Origin of the sequence: Clostridium sp. AF20-7, from assembly GCF_003479275.1 — a bacterium.
Classification (GTDB): Bacteria; Bacillota; Clostridia; order Lachnospirales; family Lachnospiraceae; genus Otoolea; species Otoolea fessa.
Window position 1 is genome coordinate 25,854 of record NZ_QUGF01000013.1, and the last position, 17,571, is coordinate 43,424.

The 17,571-nt window shown below is 49.4% G+C and carries 16 protein-coding genes; 13 read left to right on the forward strand and 3 right to left on the reverse strand.

Annotation, left to right across the window (positions count from 1 at the left end; all coding sequences use genetic code 11):
* Window positions 1-15 precede the first annotated feature (15 nt).
* Genes DWX68_RS13075 through DWX68_RS13090 form a run of 4 tightly spaced genes read left to right on the forward strand, consistent with a single transcriptional unit; the run spans window position 16 to window position 3,945 of the window.
* Window positions 16-681, forward strand: coding sequence for a metal ABC transporter ATP-binding protein (locus DWX68_RS13075; protein ID WP_117796638.1), 666 nt, complete (start codon window positions 16-18; stop codon window positions 679-681).
* Window positions 678-1,481, forward strand: coding sequence for a metal ABC transporter permease (locus DWX68_RS13080; RefSeq protein ID WP_118629810.1), 804 nt, complete (start codon window positions 678-680; stop codon window positions 1,479-1,481). Before DWX68_RS13075 ends, DWX68_RS13080 begins: the two co-directional genes overlap by 4 nt.
* On the forward strand, window positions 1,478-3,046 hold the full coding sequence (locus DWX68_RS13085) for a permease (protein ID WP_117796640.1): 1,569 nt from the start codon (window positions 1,478-1,480) through the stop codon (window positions 3,044-3,046). Before DWX68_RS13080 ends, DWX68_RS13085 begins: the two co-directional genes overlap by 4 nt.
* Window positions 3,043-3,945, forward strand: a complete 903-nt coding sequence (locus tag DWX68_RS13090) for a TIGR03943 family protein (protein ID WP_118629812.1) — start codon at window positions 3,043-3,045, stop codon at window positions 3,943-3,945. Before DWX68_RS13085 ends, DWX68_RS13090 begins: the two co-directional genes overlap by 4 nt.
* A gap of 150 nt (window positions 3,946-4,095) precedes the next feature.
* Here DWX68_RS13090 and bsh read toward each other — a convergent pair whose 3' ends face one another.
* Complete coding sequence (gene bsh, locus DWX68_RS13095) at window positions 4,096-5,070, reverse strand: choloylglycine hydrolase (RefSeq protein ID WP_118629814.1); 975 nt, start codon at window positions 5,068-5,070, stop codon at window positions 4,096-4,098.
* A gap of 290 nt (window positions 5,071-5,360) precedes the next feature.
* Here bsh and DWX68_RS13100 point away from each other — a divergent pair, with 290 nt between their 5' ends.
* From DWX68_RS13100 to DWX68_RS13110, 3 genes are all read left to right on the forward strand, one after another.
* Window positions 5,361-6,503: a M20/M25/M40 family metallo-hydrolase gene (locus DWX68_RS13100; RefSeq protein ID WP_118629816.1), complete on the forward strand. Its 1,143-nt coding sequence runs from the start codon at window positions 5,361-5,363 to the stop codon at window positions 6,501-6,503.
* A 408-nt stretch (window positions 6,504-6,911) separates the two neighbouring features.
* A complete protein-coding gene (locus tag DWX68_RS13105; protein ID WP_118492978.1) occupies window positions 6,912-7,181 on the forward strand; it encodes a hypothetical protein in 270 nt (89 codons plus the stop codon).
* A 59-nt stretch (window positions 7,182-7,240) separates the two neighbouring features.
* Window positions 7,241-7,516, forward strand: coding sequence for a hypothetical protein (locus tag DWX68_RS13110; RefSeq protein ID WP_107001717.1), 276 nt, complete (start codon window positions 7,241-7,243; stop codon window positions 7,514-7,516).
* Between the two features lie 109 nt (window positions 7,517-7,625).
* Here DWX68_RS13110 and coaBC read toward each other — a convergent pair whose 3' ends face one another.
* A complete protein-coding gene (gene coaBC / locus DWX68_RS13115) occupies window positions 7,626-8,819 on the reverse strand; it encodes a bifunctional phosphopantothenoylcysteine decarboxylase/phosphopantothenate--cysteine ligase CoaBC (RefSeq protein ID WP_118629818.1) in 1,194 nt (397 codons plus the stop codon).
* A gap of 602 nt (window positions 8,820-9,421) precedes the next feature.
* On the opposite strand from coaBC, the gene DWX68_RS13120 reads away from it, so the two are divergent.
* The gene (locus DWX68_RS13120) at window positions 9,422-10,045 is read left to right on the forward strand and encodes an ECF transporter S component (RefSeq protein WP_107001715.1); all 624 of its coding nucleotides are present in this window, start codon (window positions 9,422-9,424) and stop codon (window positions 10,043-10,045) included.
* A gap of 6 nt (window positions 10,046-10,051) precedes the next feature.
* Window positions 10,052-10,816: a type III pantothenate kinase gene (locus DWX68_RS13125; RefSeq protein ID WP_107001714.1), complete on the forward strand. Its 765-nt coding sequence runs from the start codon at window positions 10,052-10,054 to the stop codon at window positions 10,814-10,816.
* Between the two features lie 389 nt (window positions 10,817-11,205).
* Here the strand turns inward: DWX68_RS13125 and sstT are convergent, their stop codons facing one another.
* Window positions 11,206-12,429 (reverse strand): serine/threonine transporter SstT, encoded by a 1,224-nt coding sequence (gene sstT / locus DWX68_RS13130; protein ID WP_118629820.1) that lies wholly within the window; start codon window positions 12,427-12,429, stop codon window positions 11,206-11,208.
* A 418-nt stretch (window positions 12,430-12,847) separates the two neighbouring features.
* Between sstT and DWX68_RS13135 the strand changes: the two genes are divergently transcribed.
* From DWX68_RS13135 to DWX68_RS13150, 4 genes are all read left to right on the forward strand, one after another.
* Window positions 12,848-13,357, forward strand: coding sequence for a QueT transporter family protein (locus DWX68_RS13135; RefSeq protein ID WP_022359584.1), 510 nt, complete (start codon window positions 12,848-12,850; stop codon window positions 13,355-13,357).
* Between the two features lie 225 nt (window positions 13,358-13,582).
* Entirely contained in the window at window positions 13,583-14,974 is a 1,392-nt protein-coding gene (murC, locus tag DWX68_RS13140; protein ID WP_118466999.1) for a UDP-N-acetylmuramate--L-alanine ligase, read from the forward strand.
* Window positions 14,975-15,522: 548 nt separating this feature from the next.
* Window positions 15,523-16,587, forward strand: coding sequence for a DnaD domain protein (locus tag DWX68_RS13145; RefSeq protein ID WP_118492973.1), 1,065 nt, complete (start codon window positions 15,523-15,525; stop codon window positions 16,585-16,587).
* Window positions 16,574-17,566 (forward strand): ATP-binding protein, encoded by a 993-nt coding sequence (locus DWX68_RS13150; RefSeq protein ID WP_118482233.1) that lies wholly within the window; start codon window positions 16,574-16,576, stop codon window positions 17,564-17,566. The genes DWX68_RS13145 and DWX68_RS13150 overlap by 14 nt, the downstream gene beginning before the upstream one ends.
* Window positions 17,567-17,571 lie beyond the last annotated feature (5 nt).

The window sequence follows — 17,571 nt, forward strand, 5'->3', positions numbered from 1 at the left end:
GAAAAGGGAGCGGGCATGAAGATAGTGGATGTAGATCATCTTTCATTTGAATATGGGAACCGCAGAGTGTTACATAATTTAAATTTTTCAATCCGGCAGGGCGATTATGCAGTGCTGACAGGGGAAAATGGAAGCGGTAAAAGCACATTGATGAAAGTATTGTCGGGAGAGTTGGAGTCGGCAAAAGGAAGGGTTGTGATAGCAGGAAGTGATTCTTTGACAGCAGCGCTTCATCGAATCCGCATCGGCTATATGCCGCAAAATGGAACCAGCCGCAACGCATTTTTCCCGGCAACGGTGGAGGAAATCATGGAAACCGGAATGTATCATCCATTCTGGAAAAAGTGGGCTGTTAAAGATAAAAAGGAAAGAATATGCCGGACATTGGAAGAAATGGGAATGAAAGATGCGTTAAACCGGCGGATAGGGGAACTTTCCGGTGGCCAGCAGCAACGGGTTATGTTGGCACGTGTGTTGATTTCCAAACCTCAGCTTCTCCTTCTGGACGAACCGGCTGTCGGAGTGGATCAGGAGTCCCTTCGGCAGTTGGCAGCGGTATTAAAACGCAGAAATCAAGAAGAGGCGATGACAATTTTTTTGATTACCCACGGAAATCAAGCTGTATTTTCCGGAGCAAATCGCTTTTTTAAGATGGAAGAAGGAGGGGTAGAGGAAAAATGAGTATTTTCGAGTATGGATTTATGCAGAGGGCATTTTTAGTAAGAATTTTGCTGGCTGTTATTACGCCGCTGATTGGCATGACGGTAGTACTTAAACGGATGTCGATGGTGGGAGATGCACTGGCCCATGCTTCTTTAGCAGGGGTAGCGATCGGAATGCTGTTTGGAATCAACCCGGTAGCTGGAGCAGGCGGTATCTGTGTGGTGGCAGCGCTGGCAATTGAGGCGATTCGGCGTCGTCTTCCCCGGTATTCAGAAAATGCGATTGCGATCGTTATGTCTGCTGGAATAGGTCTTGCCGGAGTATTGTCCGGATTTGTTAAAAACAGTGCTAACTTTAACAGCTTTTTGTTTGGAAGTATCGTGTCAATCAGCACAGCGGAACTTTTGGGGGTATGTGCTGTCAGCGCAGCGGTACTGCTGCTTCTTATTTTATTTCGGAAGGAACTTTTTTATATAGGATTTGATGAAAATGCAGCCAGAATCTCGGGAGTTCCGGTGCGTAAGGTGAATTTTCTATTTACTGTTTTAACAGCATGTACCGTATCGATCGCATCAAGAACCGTGGGAACCTTAATTATTTCTTCGATGCTGGTGGTTCCGGTAGCGTTTGGAATGCAGATGGGAAACAGTTATCGGATGACGGTTCTGTGGTCTGTTTTGGCAGCGGTCGGGACAACGATTCTTGGATTGTTTATCTCGTACTATTGGGGAACAAAACCGGGTGGTACAATTGTACTTCTGGAAGTCGCGTGCTTTGTGGCAGCTCTTGGAATCAAAGGAAAGGAGATGGGACGATGACAACACCGGTTTATATCGTAGAAGGGTTTCTGGGCAGCGGAAAGACGAAACTGATAGAAAATAGTCTTCGTCTCAGACATTGCCGGAATGTACTGATTTTTCAGTTTGAAGAAGGAGAAGAGGTACTGGATACAAAGGAGGCAGAGAGGTGCAGTTGGAAAATCCGGAGCTGGGATCGGGATGAGCTGGAGACACATCTGGAAGAGGTAGCAGACAGAGTGGAGGTGGAGCTTGAAATCCACCGCTATGAAGAGATCTGGGTGGAGTGGAACGGAATGGAACGTTTTGGAACACTGGAGAAGCTTCTCCTGTCCAATGCGCTCCGACGAAGGATTCATATCGAAAGGGTAATGTATCTGGCAGATGTGGAAATGGCGGGAATGATGCTTGGACAGACCGGGGAAGGTCCGATTTCACAGGTAGCTTCTAGTGATGTGATTTACTTGAGAAATACGGAAGATGAAAACGCGGTAAAGCAGTTGGAGCATATGTGCAAAGCACTGGCGCCATCGACAGAAGTCTGGGAATATTCAAAAGAAGCCCTGTTGGATGAATTGGGAAAACAGAAGGGAAGCCCGCTGTTAGAATGGCTCGCTTTTGCGCTGCTTGCCTGTTTTTTACTGATGGTAGTGGCACTGGCAGAACAGCGAGGCGTGCCGTTGATCCGCTATTTTACTATTTTTATGGGAGTGTTTTTGCAGGCGGTTCCATTTTTACTCTTGGGTGTCCTGATTTCCTCGGCCATTCAGGTCTTCATTCCGGTAGGGGTTCTGGAGCGGATATTTCCGTCTAATCCGGTCTTTGCGATGGGAATGGGAATTGGAGCCGGATTTTTTTTGCCGGTGTGTGACTGTGCGTCGATCCCTGTTTTCCAAGGATTACTGAAAAAAGGGGTTCCGCTTCCGGCTGCCATCTGTTTTATGACGGCAGCACCAATTGTAAATCCCGTTGTACTTCTTTCAACGTATTATGCTTTTAATGGGAGTTTTCGGGCAGTTTTTTACCGGACCGGTCTGGGAATCCTCTGTTCCTTTTTGATTGGCACCAGCTTTTTCATCCGGAAACCGACGGATTATTTGAAAGGAGAAGCTGGAAACACTTCATTTTGTACCTGTGGCTGCTATCGGGAGAGCAGAAGCGGAAGGCTGGGCAGGGCAGAACAATTTTTGTGGCATGCCCGCATGGAATTTTACTCGGTTGCCAGGTATCTGGTTGTGGGAATTGCGGTATCCACCCTGTTTCAGGCGGTGAATCTGGGAGTTTTAAAAGAATGGGGGGCTTCCTGCCTTCCGGTGGCGTTGTTTGCGGCGATTCTGCTGGCATTTCTGCTTTCTCTGTGCTCGTCCTCGGATGCAGTGGTGGCGAGAAGCATGGCGGGAACTTTTTCAACGGTTCCGCTTCTTGGATTTCTCGTATTTGGACCCATGATGGATATCAAAAACGTGATGATGCTGCGAGGATATTTTAAAGCATCGTTTATTGTCAGGCTGGCGCTTACGGTATTTGCAGTCTGCTTTGGAGTGGTGCTTACAGCAGGACTTCTGGGAGGAGGAATGGCAGGATGAGAAGGCATTATATCAATCCGGGGGCACTCATTGAGGCAGTGATAAGCCTCCTCTTTGGACTGAAACTCTTCTGGATGGCGTATACAGTCCAGTATCTTCTCTTTGTGACTCCCAGGATGAAAGGGTATCTGTATTTTGCGGCGCTGGTAATGGCAGTCTGGGCATTTTCCTGCTTTGCCCGGACCGGGATACCGGAATACCGGCAGCATCTGAACCGGACGCTGGTTCTTCTAATCCCACTCATGGCGCTGCAGCTGCCATATCAGGCGCTGGGGGCATCGGGGAATATGTCCTATTCCAGCCAGGGACTGGTACAGGCGGGGCGTCCGAGAGAAGAAAGCGGACAGAATGAGAAGACGGATAAGCAGGCTGTGTCTGGCGAGAGTGAAGCGGCAGTGACACAGGCAGCGGATATGTATACCGGCTCGTCTGATGACGGGACAGAATCCCTAGAAGAAACACAGGGCGGCAATATAGATGAAACAGCAGGAGCACAGGAAGATTCAGAAAGGATCGAAACGCCTCCTGGGCTGGATACAGAAAACAGGCGGATTGTCGTGGATGATGCCAGTTTTTATCCGTGGCTGGTGCAGCTCAGCTATTATCCGGAGATGTACGAAGGATATGAAATCCAGATGCATGGAACTGTTTACCGGGATGATACACTCACAGTGGGGCAGTTTGGCTTGATCCGTATGCTGATGAGCTGCTGTGTGGCAGATCTGCAGCCCTGCGGACCGCTATGTATCTGGGATCAGGCGGAAACTCTTTCACAGGATGAATGGGTGACAGTCACAGGAACCTATCATTATGATGAAGAGAAAGGAATGGAGATTCAGGTCTTGAAGGTAGAAAAAGCAGAGGCGGCAGAGGATGAATACGTATATCCGGTTTATTGATGTCGGCCGTTCGGCTTGAACAGGGAGAGGAAATGTTTGCGGAATATTTCCTCTCCCTGCTTTTTGCTTTATAGGAACGTGTGTCCGGAGTCTTCATACGGTGGGCTGCCTGCCATGCGTGAAGAAGAGGATAGAAGAAAATGCTTCGTCCTAATTCTCCCACCGTATCTGTTCCCCCTGTACCAGCGGAAATCTTGAAAGAGTCTCCCCGTCCAGGTTCTCCCGGTTCATATCCACTGCCGTGATCTGATGGTTTTCATATGTCGTGTAGTAGTAAATCCCCTTATCCGCGTTGCAGCAGGAGGTGTAGAGTGTGATTTCATATTTTCCATCGGAGACCTCGCAGCATCCGCGCTGCTGGTCAACCGAACCTAGGATATGGAAAAACTGGCTGACACTTTCTAGCTCGGATGCGCCGGAGCGGGCATTTGATTTTGTAAAAGCGACCCGTGCAAACCGGGAAGCGGAGGAGAGGTCTCCCGGAAGTCCGAGAGCGCCCATGCCGCGGCTGTAGGTTGTAAGCGGCAGATCGGCAGAAAATGTATTCTGCGGCTGCTTCGGGGACAAGTTCATGTAATTGTTGAGGGAGAACAGCTGCTGCGGGAACGGCGGATTGTTTGTCAGGACACCCACCGGATTGTTGTAGATATGCAGCCCGTCCGCCATCGGCTCGATGACGATGCATTCATTTTTATCGGCAAGAATCCAGTGAAGCTGCGCCGGGGCAAACTGCTCGTTGAATGGGGTGTCGGTCAGTAGCATCTGGGAGAGGCGGATGCGAGCCTCTTTCACGGACGCGCACTGGCTGAGAATCCAGGGGATGAACTCAAACTGTGCGATGTTGTCATGATCCTCCTGCGGCTTCTGGTAGGAAGCATTGCCGACGAAATTCAGTCCCGCCATGCAAAGCCCCTTCTCATTAAAAGCATCATAATAAAGCGGATAATCCCCCGCCACATGTGCCATGCCGATGATGGCATAGTGGGTAGAAACCGCGCTTGCGTGGCGGAAAGTAAGTGGATAGTTGCGAGGTGTGACGGTTACTTCGTCCCCGTAAGAAAATTCATAATCTAAGGTTCTGCCGAAGTAGAAATCGGCGGTTTTGTAAGTTGCGGCTGTACACATATATGGTCTCTCCTTTTTATCTCAGTCGAGAAGACTCCCACCTCTTCAGGTGGTGAGTAATAGCAAATTTGTCTCACGGACGTTCGACTTGAAATTAAAATTTTTTGTATTTTTAGTATAACAGATTTTTCAGCGAATATAAAAAAGAATATGAAAGTACATTTAAAAATTTCCGCGTTGCTTACAATCATGTTCCGGTGTATAATACACAAAACAGAGAAAAATAGTAGGAATTAGCGGGAGAGTAAAAAATAGATAGAAAAAAGAATGGAAAACAGGAGGAAGTCATCATGGCACAGATTGAGATAAACGAAGCCCGCATCCGCGCCGAATTCGGCGAGCTGGCGCGGATCGACTCGGAAAGTTTCGGGGAACGCGAGCTGGCGGATCGCCTGAAGGAAAAGCTCACAGAGCTGGGAATCCAGGCAAAGGAAGATGACACAGCCGAGAAAATAGGAGGCAATGCGGGAAATCTGTTTGGAACGTTAAAGGGCGGGCTGCCGGGCACGCCGATCCTGCTGTCCGGGCATATGGACACGGTCGCGCCGGGAATCGGAAAGAAGCCGGTTTTTCATGAGGACGGAACCATCACTTCGGATGGAACCACCGTGCTTGGCGCGGACGATCTGACCGGGGTAATCGCCATCTTAGAAGGCATCCGTGCCGTGCAGGAGGCAGGAATCCCGCACCGGGATATCGAGATCCTCTTTGCGGTGGCGGAAGAGCCGTTTACAAGAGGAAGCTCGGAGTTCGATTTCAGCCAGATGAAAGCGAAGGAATCTTACGTTTTGGATGTAACTGGACCAGTCGGGACAGCGATCCTGCAGGCACCGACGATCCTTTCCTTTGAGGCGGCAGTCAAAGGGCGTGCAGCACACGCCGGATTCGAGCCGGAGAAAGGCATTCATGCGATCCAGACGGCGGCCCGCGCGATCGCCGCGTTACGGCTGGGACATGTGGATGAGGAGACAACCCTGAATGTGGGGCTGATTTCGGGCGGCTCGGTCGTGAATGCAGTGCCGGAACTCTGCACCTGCCGGGGCGAGATCCGCAGCTACAGCCATGAAAAGGCGATAGAGACCCTGGAAGATGTCCGCCATGTCTTTGAAACCGCCGTCAAAGAGGCGGGGGCAGAGCTTTCCTTCACACACCGCCTCCATGTCAAAGCCTTCCATCTGGAACCGGACTCGCCGGTGGCAGTTCATTTTGCCGGGGCCTGCCGCACCCTGGGAATCGAGCCGAAATTCGGCAGCACCTTCGGCGGCAGCGACGGAAACACGATGATGCAGCACGGAATCCCATGCGCGGTGCTTTCATGCGGTATGTACGATGTTCATTCCGTGCGGGAGTATGCGAAGGTGGGGGATATTGTGAATGGGGCGAGATTGATCGCGGAACTGATTACGCAGGGGCAAGAAGCGAGTATAGAGTAAAACTGAAAAATGTTGACATAGCCGAACGGCTTTATTATTTCACCAAAACAATTATATAGCCGTTCGAACAAAAAATAGGGTGATTTGGAATGAAAATAACATCGACAAGCGCTGAATGAAATGTCCATCCAGCTTATGGAAGAAGGATATCCAAAGGCAAGGGATATTCGAGAGCAGATATTAAAAGAGGGCGGATATTCTCATTTATAAAAGTACCTTTTCATTTTGGTAGAGTTATTTTTGTAACTATTTTGTAAGAAAAGTAAGAAAATGTCTATATATTTTGGAACATAAATCTGATATTATTAGAATAAATAAGAGACATGTCTGGTTTTGCAAAAATAAAGAGAGGTTGCTGTTTTGTGAGATTTCAGCCCTGTCAGGATAGTGAATCGAGAGGTAATCGATATGAAGAAAAAATTCTGGCTGATATTATACCATTTAGGCGGTTCGGTGGTACTTTTATTGTTACTGTACACGTCTCTTCAAGGCTTGACAACGGTGACCTTATGTTTAGCGATACCGGTATTGGCAGCAAGTATTATAGAGGCAAAATTTGAATGGAAATTTTTACGAGAGAATCCGGAAATCAAAAAGGATAAAACCTATCGGATCGCAAAAACACTCGGATATCTTTGTGGTCTTATTTTGGTGGTAGGAGTATGGCCTCGTCATTAGAACATTTTTGCTTAATAAAAGACTCTGTTACACTTGGATTGAATCGAGAGGTGATCGATATGAAGAAAAAATTCTGGCTGACATTATACAATATAGGCGTCTCTATTTTATTCTTACTGTCATTGTACAGTTATGCAAAAGGCATGGCAGGCTTTTCTTTATTTTTAGCGCTGGCAGTTTTTGGAGAAATTGCGGCAAGGGCTTTTATTGAATGCAAATACTTGCAGGAGAGTCCAGAGATAAAAGAGGATACAGCTTATCGAATCACGAAAGTATTGCGATTGCTTTCTGAAATTATCTTGATCATAGGAGTATGGCGGATTCGTTTTAAATAGCCACATTCTAAAAATAATGCTTATGATATATTCCATATTCAATGAAAGAGGAGGCATCCGTCCATCAACCTCGGTTGCTTCCTCTTTCTCTATCTATTTCAATCAAAATCTATTTCATCATATCGCGTAAAACCGTCAATATTTCCATCGCCGCTGCTTCCTTACTCATCTGCTCCAGATGGCGGGTCTGCTGCTTATCGATCAGCGTGATGACGTTTGTATCGGTTCCGAATCCGGCGCCGGCTACCTTTAAGTTGTTGGCAGCGATCAGATCCAGATTTTTGCGTTCCAGCTTGCCGCGGGCGCGTTCCTCGAGCTGGGAGGTCTCCATCGCGAAGCCGCAGAGCAGCTGTCCCGGACGTTTGTGTGCGCCGAGGTAGCTTAAAGTGTCCTCAGTACGCTCCAGCGCCAGGCTCAGATCGCCGTCGGATTTCTTGACCTTTTCATCAGAAACGACTGCCGGACGGTAGTCAGCGACGGCTGCCGCCTTGATGATAATGTCCTGTTCCTCACTCCGGGAGGTGACTGCTTCAAAGAGGTCGTGTGCGCTTTTGATGTGGACAGTATTGACAAATGGAGGCGGAGTCAGTGAAGTTTCGCCGGTGACGAGTGTCACGTCGGCACCGCGCAGCATCGCCATCCGTGCCAGCGCATAGCCCATTTTTCCGGTCGAATGGTTCGTGAGGTAGCGCACCGGATCGACCGCTTCCTGGGTCGGACCGGCGGTCACAAGGATCTTCTTTCCAGCGAGATCCTTCGGGTAGGCGATCGCGCGGAGAATATATTCCAGGATCAGCCCCTCATCCGGGAATTTGCCCTTTCCGGAATCGCCGCAGGCGAGCAGACCGCTTGCCGGTTCGATGATGGTAAAGCCGTAATGTTCTAACAGGTGGAGATTATCTTGGGTAATAGGATTCTCATACATCCGTGTGTTCATCGCCGGAGCAATGATGTGCGGGCACTGGCAGGCTAAGAGCGTGGTCGTCAGCATATCGTCGGCAAGTCCGTGTGCCAGCTTGGCGCAGACATTGGCAGTCGCCGGGGCGATGATCGCGAGGTCGGCTTTCTTTGCCAGTTCCACGTGCTCTACTTCAAATTTAAAATTCCGGTCAAAGGTGTCCGTCAGGCACTTATTGACCGTCAGGGTTTCAAACGTCAGCGGTGTGATAAACTCCATCGCATTTTTTGTCATGATGACATGCACATCGGCGTGCTGTTTCTTTAAAAGGCTGGCAAGGTTTGCCGCCTTGTATGCGGCGATTCCGCCGGTTACTCCCAAAATAATTGTTTTTCCGGTTAACATAATACATATCCTTTCGGTTTGCACTCTGGTTTTCTGGATCATTTTCGAACAGCATAGCATCTGGAGGAAAAATTGTAAACCCTTTTTGGCTTCCGTGCCCTGCTGGGTTCTTTGGTAAGCGCACATAACAGGAGAGGAAAGAAACATGTATTTTGTGAAAAGACAATAAAAAACAGCACATATTCTGGTAGAATTGTTGGTTGTATGTTGAAAAGTGATGTGATATAGTGTGGAGGTGTCTGCTGGCTGACCTGGTTTTCACTGGATGTGAACAGGGACAGGCGGCAGCAGTTGTATTGTATCCCATAGAAAACAGGCACCGAACGTGCTGGCAGCAAATCTGCGGAAAGCGGCAGAAGAAAGAAACTTCTGCCGGAATGTGCGTATCTGCATACGGATCTGTATCTGAGATGGAGAATCATACCGGAAGAGACGGGGAATTAAAATGCCCTGGCTCGCGGCTTTTCTGGATGGTATCGCCGGAAAGAACGGAATTTGTAAGGATTTTATGCACATGATATTGGTGCAGGTAAGCGGCAGGCTGGTGAACAAAAGGTGCAGCAGGTTTTCAAACCGGGAATAATAACAAGGAGGAAAATTTCATGAACACAACAAACAACACATCTAAACTTGTCATCTTAGGTCTTATGACCGGCATTCTTCTGCTGATGGCGTACACTCCCCTCGGATATCTGAATATTGGGCCGCTGGCGATTACATTTAATGTGATTCCGGTTGCGATCGCGGCGATCACGCTGGGACCGGCAGGCGGCGCAGCGATCGGTGCAGTTTTTGGCATGACCAGCTTTTTACAGTGCATCGGCATCGGCGGCAGCAGTGCGATGGGCGCGATGCTTTTCAGCATTAACCCGTTTCTGGCATTTGTGCAGAGATTCGTTCCACGTATGCTGGATGGTCTTCTGTTAGGCTACATTTTCCAGTTTGTACGCCGCAGAACCGATGCGTACATGGCAAGTCTGGTAACCGGATTCTGTTCCGCGTTTTTAAATACAGTTTTCTTTATGACGGCTTTAGTCGTTCTGTTTGGCAATACCGAATATATGCAGGGGCTGATCGGCGGAAAAAATATCATCCTGTTCGTATGCGGTTTCGTAGGAATCAATGCAGTATGCGAGATGGTATCGTCCACAATCATCACCGGTGCAGTCGGCGCAGCGCTTTACCGGGCAAAATTTGTACCGGCTCTGGAAAAAAGCAGGGGGTAAGACAGTATGATTTTGGCATTGGATATCGGAAATACGAATGTGGTTCTCGGTTGTATTGCGGATGGGGAAATCCTCTTTACCGAGCGGATGGCGACAGACAGCGGGAAAACAGAGCTTGACTATGCGATTTCCCTGAAAATGGTGCTGGAGCTGCGGGAAATCAAGGTAAGTGAGATCACCGGCGCGATCATCGGTTCGGTAGTACCGCCGGTTACCTCCCTGATGCGGGAGGCGATCCGCAAGGTGACGGGGCAGGAAGCTCTGGTCGTCAATGTGGATATGAATATCGGTCTGGAAGTGCTGATGGACAATCCGTCCTCCGTCGGTACCGATCTAATCGTCGGTGCCGTCGCGGGAATCAACCGGTATCCGGTGCCGCTCATTCTGATCGATATGGGAACGGCAACCACCATTTGTGTGGTGAATGAGAACAAGCAGTACATCGGCGGCATGATTCTGCCGGGAATAGGTGTATCGATGAATTCCCTGACCAGCCGGACCGCCCAGCTTCCGCGCATCAGCCTTGACCCGCCAAAGCGCCTGATCGGCAAGAATACGGTTGAATGTATGCAGAGCGGCGCTCTCTATGGCAATGCGTCCTGCATCGACGGCATGGTAGACCGGATTGAAGAGGAACTCGGCCAGAAAGCCACCGTTGTAGCCACCGGAGGTCTTGCCAGAAAAATCATTCCGCTGTGCCGGCATCAGATAGAATTAGATGATGAATTGTTATTGCGGGGGTTGTGGATTATCTATAAGAAGAATAAATAAGATAAAAGCGGCTGGAAAAAATCTAGCCGCTTTTAAAATGCAATTAAAAAAGATGCAGAAGCACAAATATAGTGCGAGTGATTAATTTCTGTGTTATACTGATACAGCTACCACCCCTAGACAGGTGCGGAAAGGGGGTGTACTGTGTGGGAGGAATACTGTCATTCGTGCTCTCTGTGATAGCCAGCATTGTGGCTTACTATATTTGTAAGTGGCTGGATGGAGATGAGTAGGTAGCAAAGGTTTAAGCCTCCTTTTCAAAAAAGGCGAGCCCCCGGTGTCAGCACACACCGGGGGCTTTTTGTGTACTCTGTGAGTACTGTCATTCGTTTGCCTATTGGCATTATAGCATATGGAAAAATTGATTTCAATATGCATATAATATAATTTTAATAGGTAATCTCCCGTCCTTCTTTTCTCCACTCCCTAAACTGTGCCGCTGCGGAAAGCAGAAGATCGCAGGAAGAGTTGAGTGCTGTCTCGACCGAATCCTGTACTACACCGATGATAAATCCAACACCGATGACCTGCATGGCCACATCGCTGGAGATGCCAAACAAGGAGCAGGCAAGCGGAATTAAGAGCAGGGAACCACCGGCAACACCGGATGCGCCGCAGGCGGAAAGTGCCGACAGGACGCTTAAAATGATGGCGGTCGGAATATCCACCGGAATTCCCAGCGTATTGGCTGCCGCCAGCGTCATGACGGTGATGGTAACAGCCGCACCGTTCATATTGATGGTCGCACCGAGCGGGATGGTAACGGAGTAGGTATTTTTGTCCAGTCCCATTTCCTCGCAGACTTCCATGTTGATCGGGATATTTGCTGCCGAGCTCCGGGTAAAGAAGGCGGTGACCGCGCTTCGTTTCAGACACTTGAAAATCAGCGGGAACGGGTTTTGGCGGATGCACCAGTATACGAGAATCGGGTTGGTCACGAAGTAGATAAACAGCATCGAACCGACCAGGACAGCCAGAAGACGTCCATATTCGGTAAATACCTGCAGACCGTTGGTAGACACGGTGTCAAACACAAGGCCGAGGATACCAAACGGAGCAAAGTTAATGATCCAGGTAACTACCTTTGAGAGTGCACCGGCGAAATTATCCATGATTTCCTTGGTTCGCTCACTGGCGCCGCGCATCGCCACGCCGAAGAGAACCGCCCACGCCAGTATACCGATGTAGTTTGCCTCTGCGATGGAGGAGATCGGGTTCTTTACGACATTTAATAAAAGTGTCTGCAGGACTTCTGCGATTCTCTGCGGGGCAGAGGTTTCTTCTGCAGCCTGTGCGAGTGTCAGGGTGATCGGGAACAGTTTACTTGCGACGACCGCGATCACAGAGCCGAGCAGTGTGTTGAACAGGTAAAGGCAGACAACGGTGCGGATGATGCCGCCGTGGCTCTGCTTTGCCTGACAGAGGGAACTGATAACAAGGAAAAATACGAGCAGGGGCGCGATGCCCTTTAATGCGTTGACAAATAGATTTCCAAGGATTGAGATTCCGACTGCCTGCGGAATCACCATTCCTAAAACGGCACCGATGATCATGCCGCCCAGAATTCGTTTAGGCAGGCTGATGGCTGTCCAGCGTTCATAGAGTGCTTTCATAAAATACATACTTCCTTTGTGATGATGAAATGGGGTTGACGAGTGTCGGGGAGCTGATTCAAATGTGCAAATGCAATATCTCCCGAATGAGTGAGCTGTCTGTGCAGCATCCGGCACAAAATCACGTAGATTCTATTATACAGGAGATAGAAAGAAAGGGAAAGTGCTTTTTTATGGCAAAGTGGTAGAGAGATAGAAAAAATGATTTTTGTCCGTTACTGTTCACGCATGTGTGAACAGTAACAGTGGCGATAAGCGAAAAGAAAACTTGTATTTCTATCTGCTCTATGTTATACTCATACCCGTTGCAAAGCCCGCAAAAACAAGGTCTTACAGGGCTGCCGCCGATTTCCGGCGTAAAATGAATCGAGTGTTCGTGACCTTCCACTCGTAAAACAAAACTAAAGGAGAATTGAATATGAAAGAAAACAACCTGAAAAACACGTATTTTCTGGCGTATGGCGCGGCGATCGCGGCCATCTACGTAGCGCTGACGATGGCATTCCAGCCGATCAGCTTCGGACCGGTGCAGTTCCGTATTTCGGAAGCACTCTGTATCCTGCCGTTCTTTACCCCGGCAGCGATTCCGGGACTCTTTGTCGGATGCTTTTTATCCAATCTGTTCTGCGGGGCAGCCGGACTGGATATCGTATTCGGAAGCCTGGCAACCCTGATCGGGGCAGTCGGCTCCTATGCGCTCCGCAAGAGTAAGGTTTTAGTATGTGTACCGCCGATCCTGGCCAACACGATCATTGTACCGTGGGTGCTCCGCTTTGCATACGGCTCTGAGGATCTGATTCCGTTCATGATGCTGACCGTCGGGATCGGCGAGGTGCTGGCAATCGGTGTGCTGGGAAGCATTCTTCTGGCGGCGTTAAACCGTTATAAAACCATGCTGTTCGGCAAGTGTCTGGCAACGGGACGCTAAGAAAAAGACATAACTTAAATGATATAAAAGATGCATGTTACAGACGGATCGCAGTGCGATGGCTGGCGTGTATCTTTTATTTTTTTTTGCCTTATATTGACAATTTCATGTAAAAGAAGTTAAATTAAAAGGACGTGAAAACACAATGCCTCGCGGTTCCATATCGTTTTTCTATGGCGTCTGCGAAAACAAAAACCGCCTGCGGCGGGGAAGGAATACACAAATATGAGTGAGAATGTATATCAGATTGATTTTAATAAACCAGAATCCGTCCATTTCATCGGAATCGGCGGTATCAGCATGAGCGGACTGGCAGAGATTTTGATGGACGAGGGATTCACTGTGTCCGGCTCGGACGCACACCGTTCGGAGCTGACCGATAACCTGGAGGCGCGCGGCGCGAAGGTATATATCGGACAGAAAGCGGAGAATATCCAGGATGGCATCGATGTGGTAGTCTACACGGCGGCGATTCACCCGGATAACCCGGAATTTCAGGAAGTAAAACGGCGCGGCATCCCGATGCTGACCCGTGCGGAACTCTTGGGCGAGATGATGCGGAACTATAAAAATGCGATCGCGATTGCCGGAACCCACGGCAAAACGACAACCACTTCGATGGTGACGGAGATTTTCTTGCAGGCGAAAAATGACCCGACGATCTCGGTCGGCGGCATCCTTCCGGCGATCGGCGGCAACATCCGCGTCGGCGGACCGGAATTTTTCGTGACGGAGGCGTGTGAGTATACCAACAGCTTCCTATCCTTCTACCCGACGATGGCGGTCATTCTTAATATAGAAGAAGACCATCTCGATTTCTTCAAGGATCTGGCGGATATCCGTCATTCCTTCAAGCTGTTTGCCGAGCGCGTACCGGCTCAGGGCGCGATTGTCATCAACGGCGATATCGAGAACTATCAGGAGATCATAGAAGCGGCAAAAGGCAAGGTTATTACTTTTGGTCACAGCCGCGGCAACGATTACAGTGCCGGTGATATCCAGTATGACGATTACGCGCATCCGTCCTTCGATCTTTATATCGGCGGTGAGAAGAAAGAGCGCCTGACGCTCGGTGTGGCAGGTGAGCACAATGTATACAATGCGCTGGCAGCCATCGCTGTTTCCTTGGAAAATGGCATCTCCATGGACGCCATCCGCGTGGGACTGGCACATTTTACCGGAACCAACCGCCGGTTCGAAAAGAAGGGTGAGGTAAATGGATTTACCATCATCGACGACTATGCGCATCATCCGCATGAGATCGAGGCTACCTTAAAGACGGCGCAGAACTATCCACACAAGACACTCTGGTGCATTTTCCAGCCGCACACCTACACGCGGACGAAGGCATTTCTGCCGCAGTTTGCCGAGGCGCTCTCACTGGCAGATAAAGTCATTCTGGCGGATATCTACGCGGCGCGCGAGACGGACACGCTCGGCATCAGCTCAGAGGATATCGTGAAACTTCTAAAAGAAAAAGGAAAAGAAGCATGGTATCTGCCGACGTTCGATGAAATAGAAAAATTTGTCATGGAACATTGTACACAGGGCGACCTGTTGATAACCATGGGCGCCGGAGACGTTGTAAATGTAGGGGAAAACCTCCTTGCGAAATAGATGCACTCCCAGAGTACATATAGTTATCCACATTATCCACATAGTTTTCAACATATTATGTAAAGGAACTATGTGGATTTTTTGCGCCTAAATGCGGAAATGGGGAAATGCCGAAAATGTTGATAAAATAAGGATTTTGTCGGAGGAAGGGTTATTTTTTGAGGATTTTTGAAGGCTTTTTCCACATTATCCACATTATCCACAATCAAAATAGTGGAAAAATTGGTCTAAAAGTGTCGGCCGCGAACCATAATTAGGAGTATTTCTTTTTAAAAAAAGGTATGTTATGATAGGAACAGACGCAGTGAACCTGTGATAAATGGATGAAAACTGTCTTGTCCGGAGCAAAATTGTGGAAAAGTCCGGAAACAAAATCAAAACGGTGGAAAAGTAAGAAAACAGGAAGATTTGGATGGAACAAATAGAGAATATTTCAAAATAAAAGTAAAATACAGCAGTTTGAATGGTTTACACAGCCGCAGGCTGCTGATAGATAAATGGTAACAGGAAATGTGAGGACACAGAATGGCTAAGAGGGAAATTAGACGATGGGAATAGGATTCAAAAACCGGCTGGCGGTGGGCGCGACGCCGGTTCCGGACGTATTTATTGATACATATATGGCGGGAGCCAGTGGAGAATATGTGAAGGTATATCTGTACCTGCTCCGCCACCAGCAGGAGGAAGTCTCGATCGGACAGATCGCGGACGCGCTCAACCACACGGAGGCGGACGTGCAGCGCGCGCTGGCATACTGGCAGAGAGCCGGGGTGCTGGGAACGGAAGTCGGTGAAGAGGCACAGCGATCGTTTCAGGAGACGCCGGGACAGCAAATTTCACCGGTTTTTGCTTCAACGGAATCCCTGGCAGGCGCTGGTTCCTTTGCGCCATCTACAAAAACTGCCGCCCGGGAAGCCGCAGCCTGCGATATGTCACGCCTGACCTCGGATGAGTCGTTTAAGCAGCTCATTTATATTGCCCAGCAGTATTTAAACAAGCTGCTCACACCGACGGACTGCCAGATTCTTGGAAATCTCTATTCGAATCTGGGATTTTCCGGGGAATTGCTGGAATACCTGATTGAGTACTGCGTGCAGAACCATCACACCAGCCTGCGCTATATGGAAAAGGTGGCGCTCGGCTGGCATAAGCGCGGCATCAAGGATGTGGAACAGGCGAAAGCGAGCGGCAGGGGCTACACGAAGGGTTCATTCGCGGTTATGCGGGCGATGGGGCTTTCGGACCGGAGCCCGGCGGAGGTCGAGAGTGAATTTATCGAAAAATGGTTCTGGGAGTACGGTTTCACGCGCGAGCTGATCGTCGAGGCGTGCAGCCGCACGATCCGGCAGATACATAAACCGTCGTTTGACTATGCAGACAAGATCCTGCGGGATTGGAAAAATGCCGGGGTCAAGAGCTTCCGGGATGTGTCAGAGCTAGATAAAAAACGGAAGGAAGAAGGCGGGGCGAAGCGCCGGCAGGCGTCTGCAGGCAGCAGCCGTTCTTCCAACCGGTTCCACAATCTGGAGGAACACGGATATGATTACGACGAGATGGTATGGAGCATGATAAACGGAGCGCAGAAGACAGGAGGGGACGATGGCACTCAGTAATTCGCAGTATGAATCGATCATGCGTGTTTATAACCGGACACAGCTTCAGAAGAAACATGAGCTGGACGCGCGGGTTGACGAGGTCTATGAGAAAATACCGGCGGTCCGGGAGATGAACGACGCGATCGCCGCCGCGGCGGTTAAGAGCGCGAAAGAGCTTCTGGCGGGCGATGCGGACGCGGTGAAACGTTTGCGAGGGACAATCGCAGACCTGAAAGAGCAGCGCCAGGTGCTGATGAGCGCCTACGGCTATCCGGCAGACTATCTGGAGATGCAGTATAATTGTCCGGACTGTAAGGATACCGGGTACAAAGACGGCATAAAATGCCACTGTTTCCGTCAGCGGGAGATCGATCTGTTATACGCCCAGTCGAATATCCGGGAAGTGCTGGAGCGGGAGAATTTTTCTCATTTTTCCTATGATTATTTTGATGACACGAAGATCGATCCGCGTAGCGGCAAGACTGCCCGCGCGTATATGGAGCAGGTGACGGCGTTCTGCCACCGCTATGTGGACGGATTTAAAGAAGAAAAGGGAAATATCTTATTTACCGGAAAAACGGGGCTTGGAAAGACGTTTTTAAGCAACTGCATCGCGAAAGAGCTGATTGAGCGCTGTTTCAGCGTCGTGTATCTCCCAGCGGTGGAGATGTATGAGATATTTTCAAGGGACCGCTTCGCAAATGATGCGACCGATGAGGATCGCGACCGCTCCCAGTATTTATTAGAGTGCGATCTGCTGATCATCGACGATCTGGGGACGGAACTGGTGAATACGTTTACGACTTCCCAGCTCTTCTATGTGGTCAACGAGCGCTTAAACCGGAAGAAAGGCACGATCATTTCCACCAATCTGCCGGTCAATGAGATGCGCGACGAGTTTACCGACCGCGTCATGTCACGGATCATAAGCCAGTATCAGATCATTCCGCTCTACGGCGAGGATATCCGGATACGAAAAAAGCTGGAAAACCGGTAATGGGT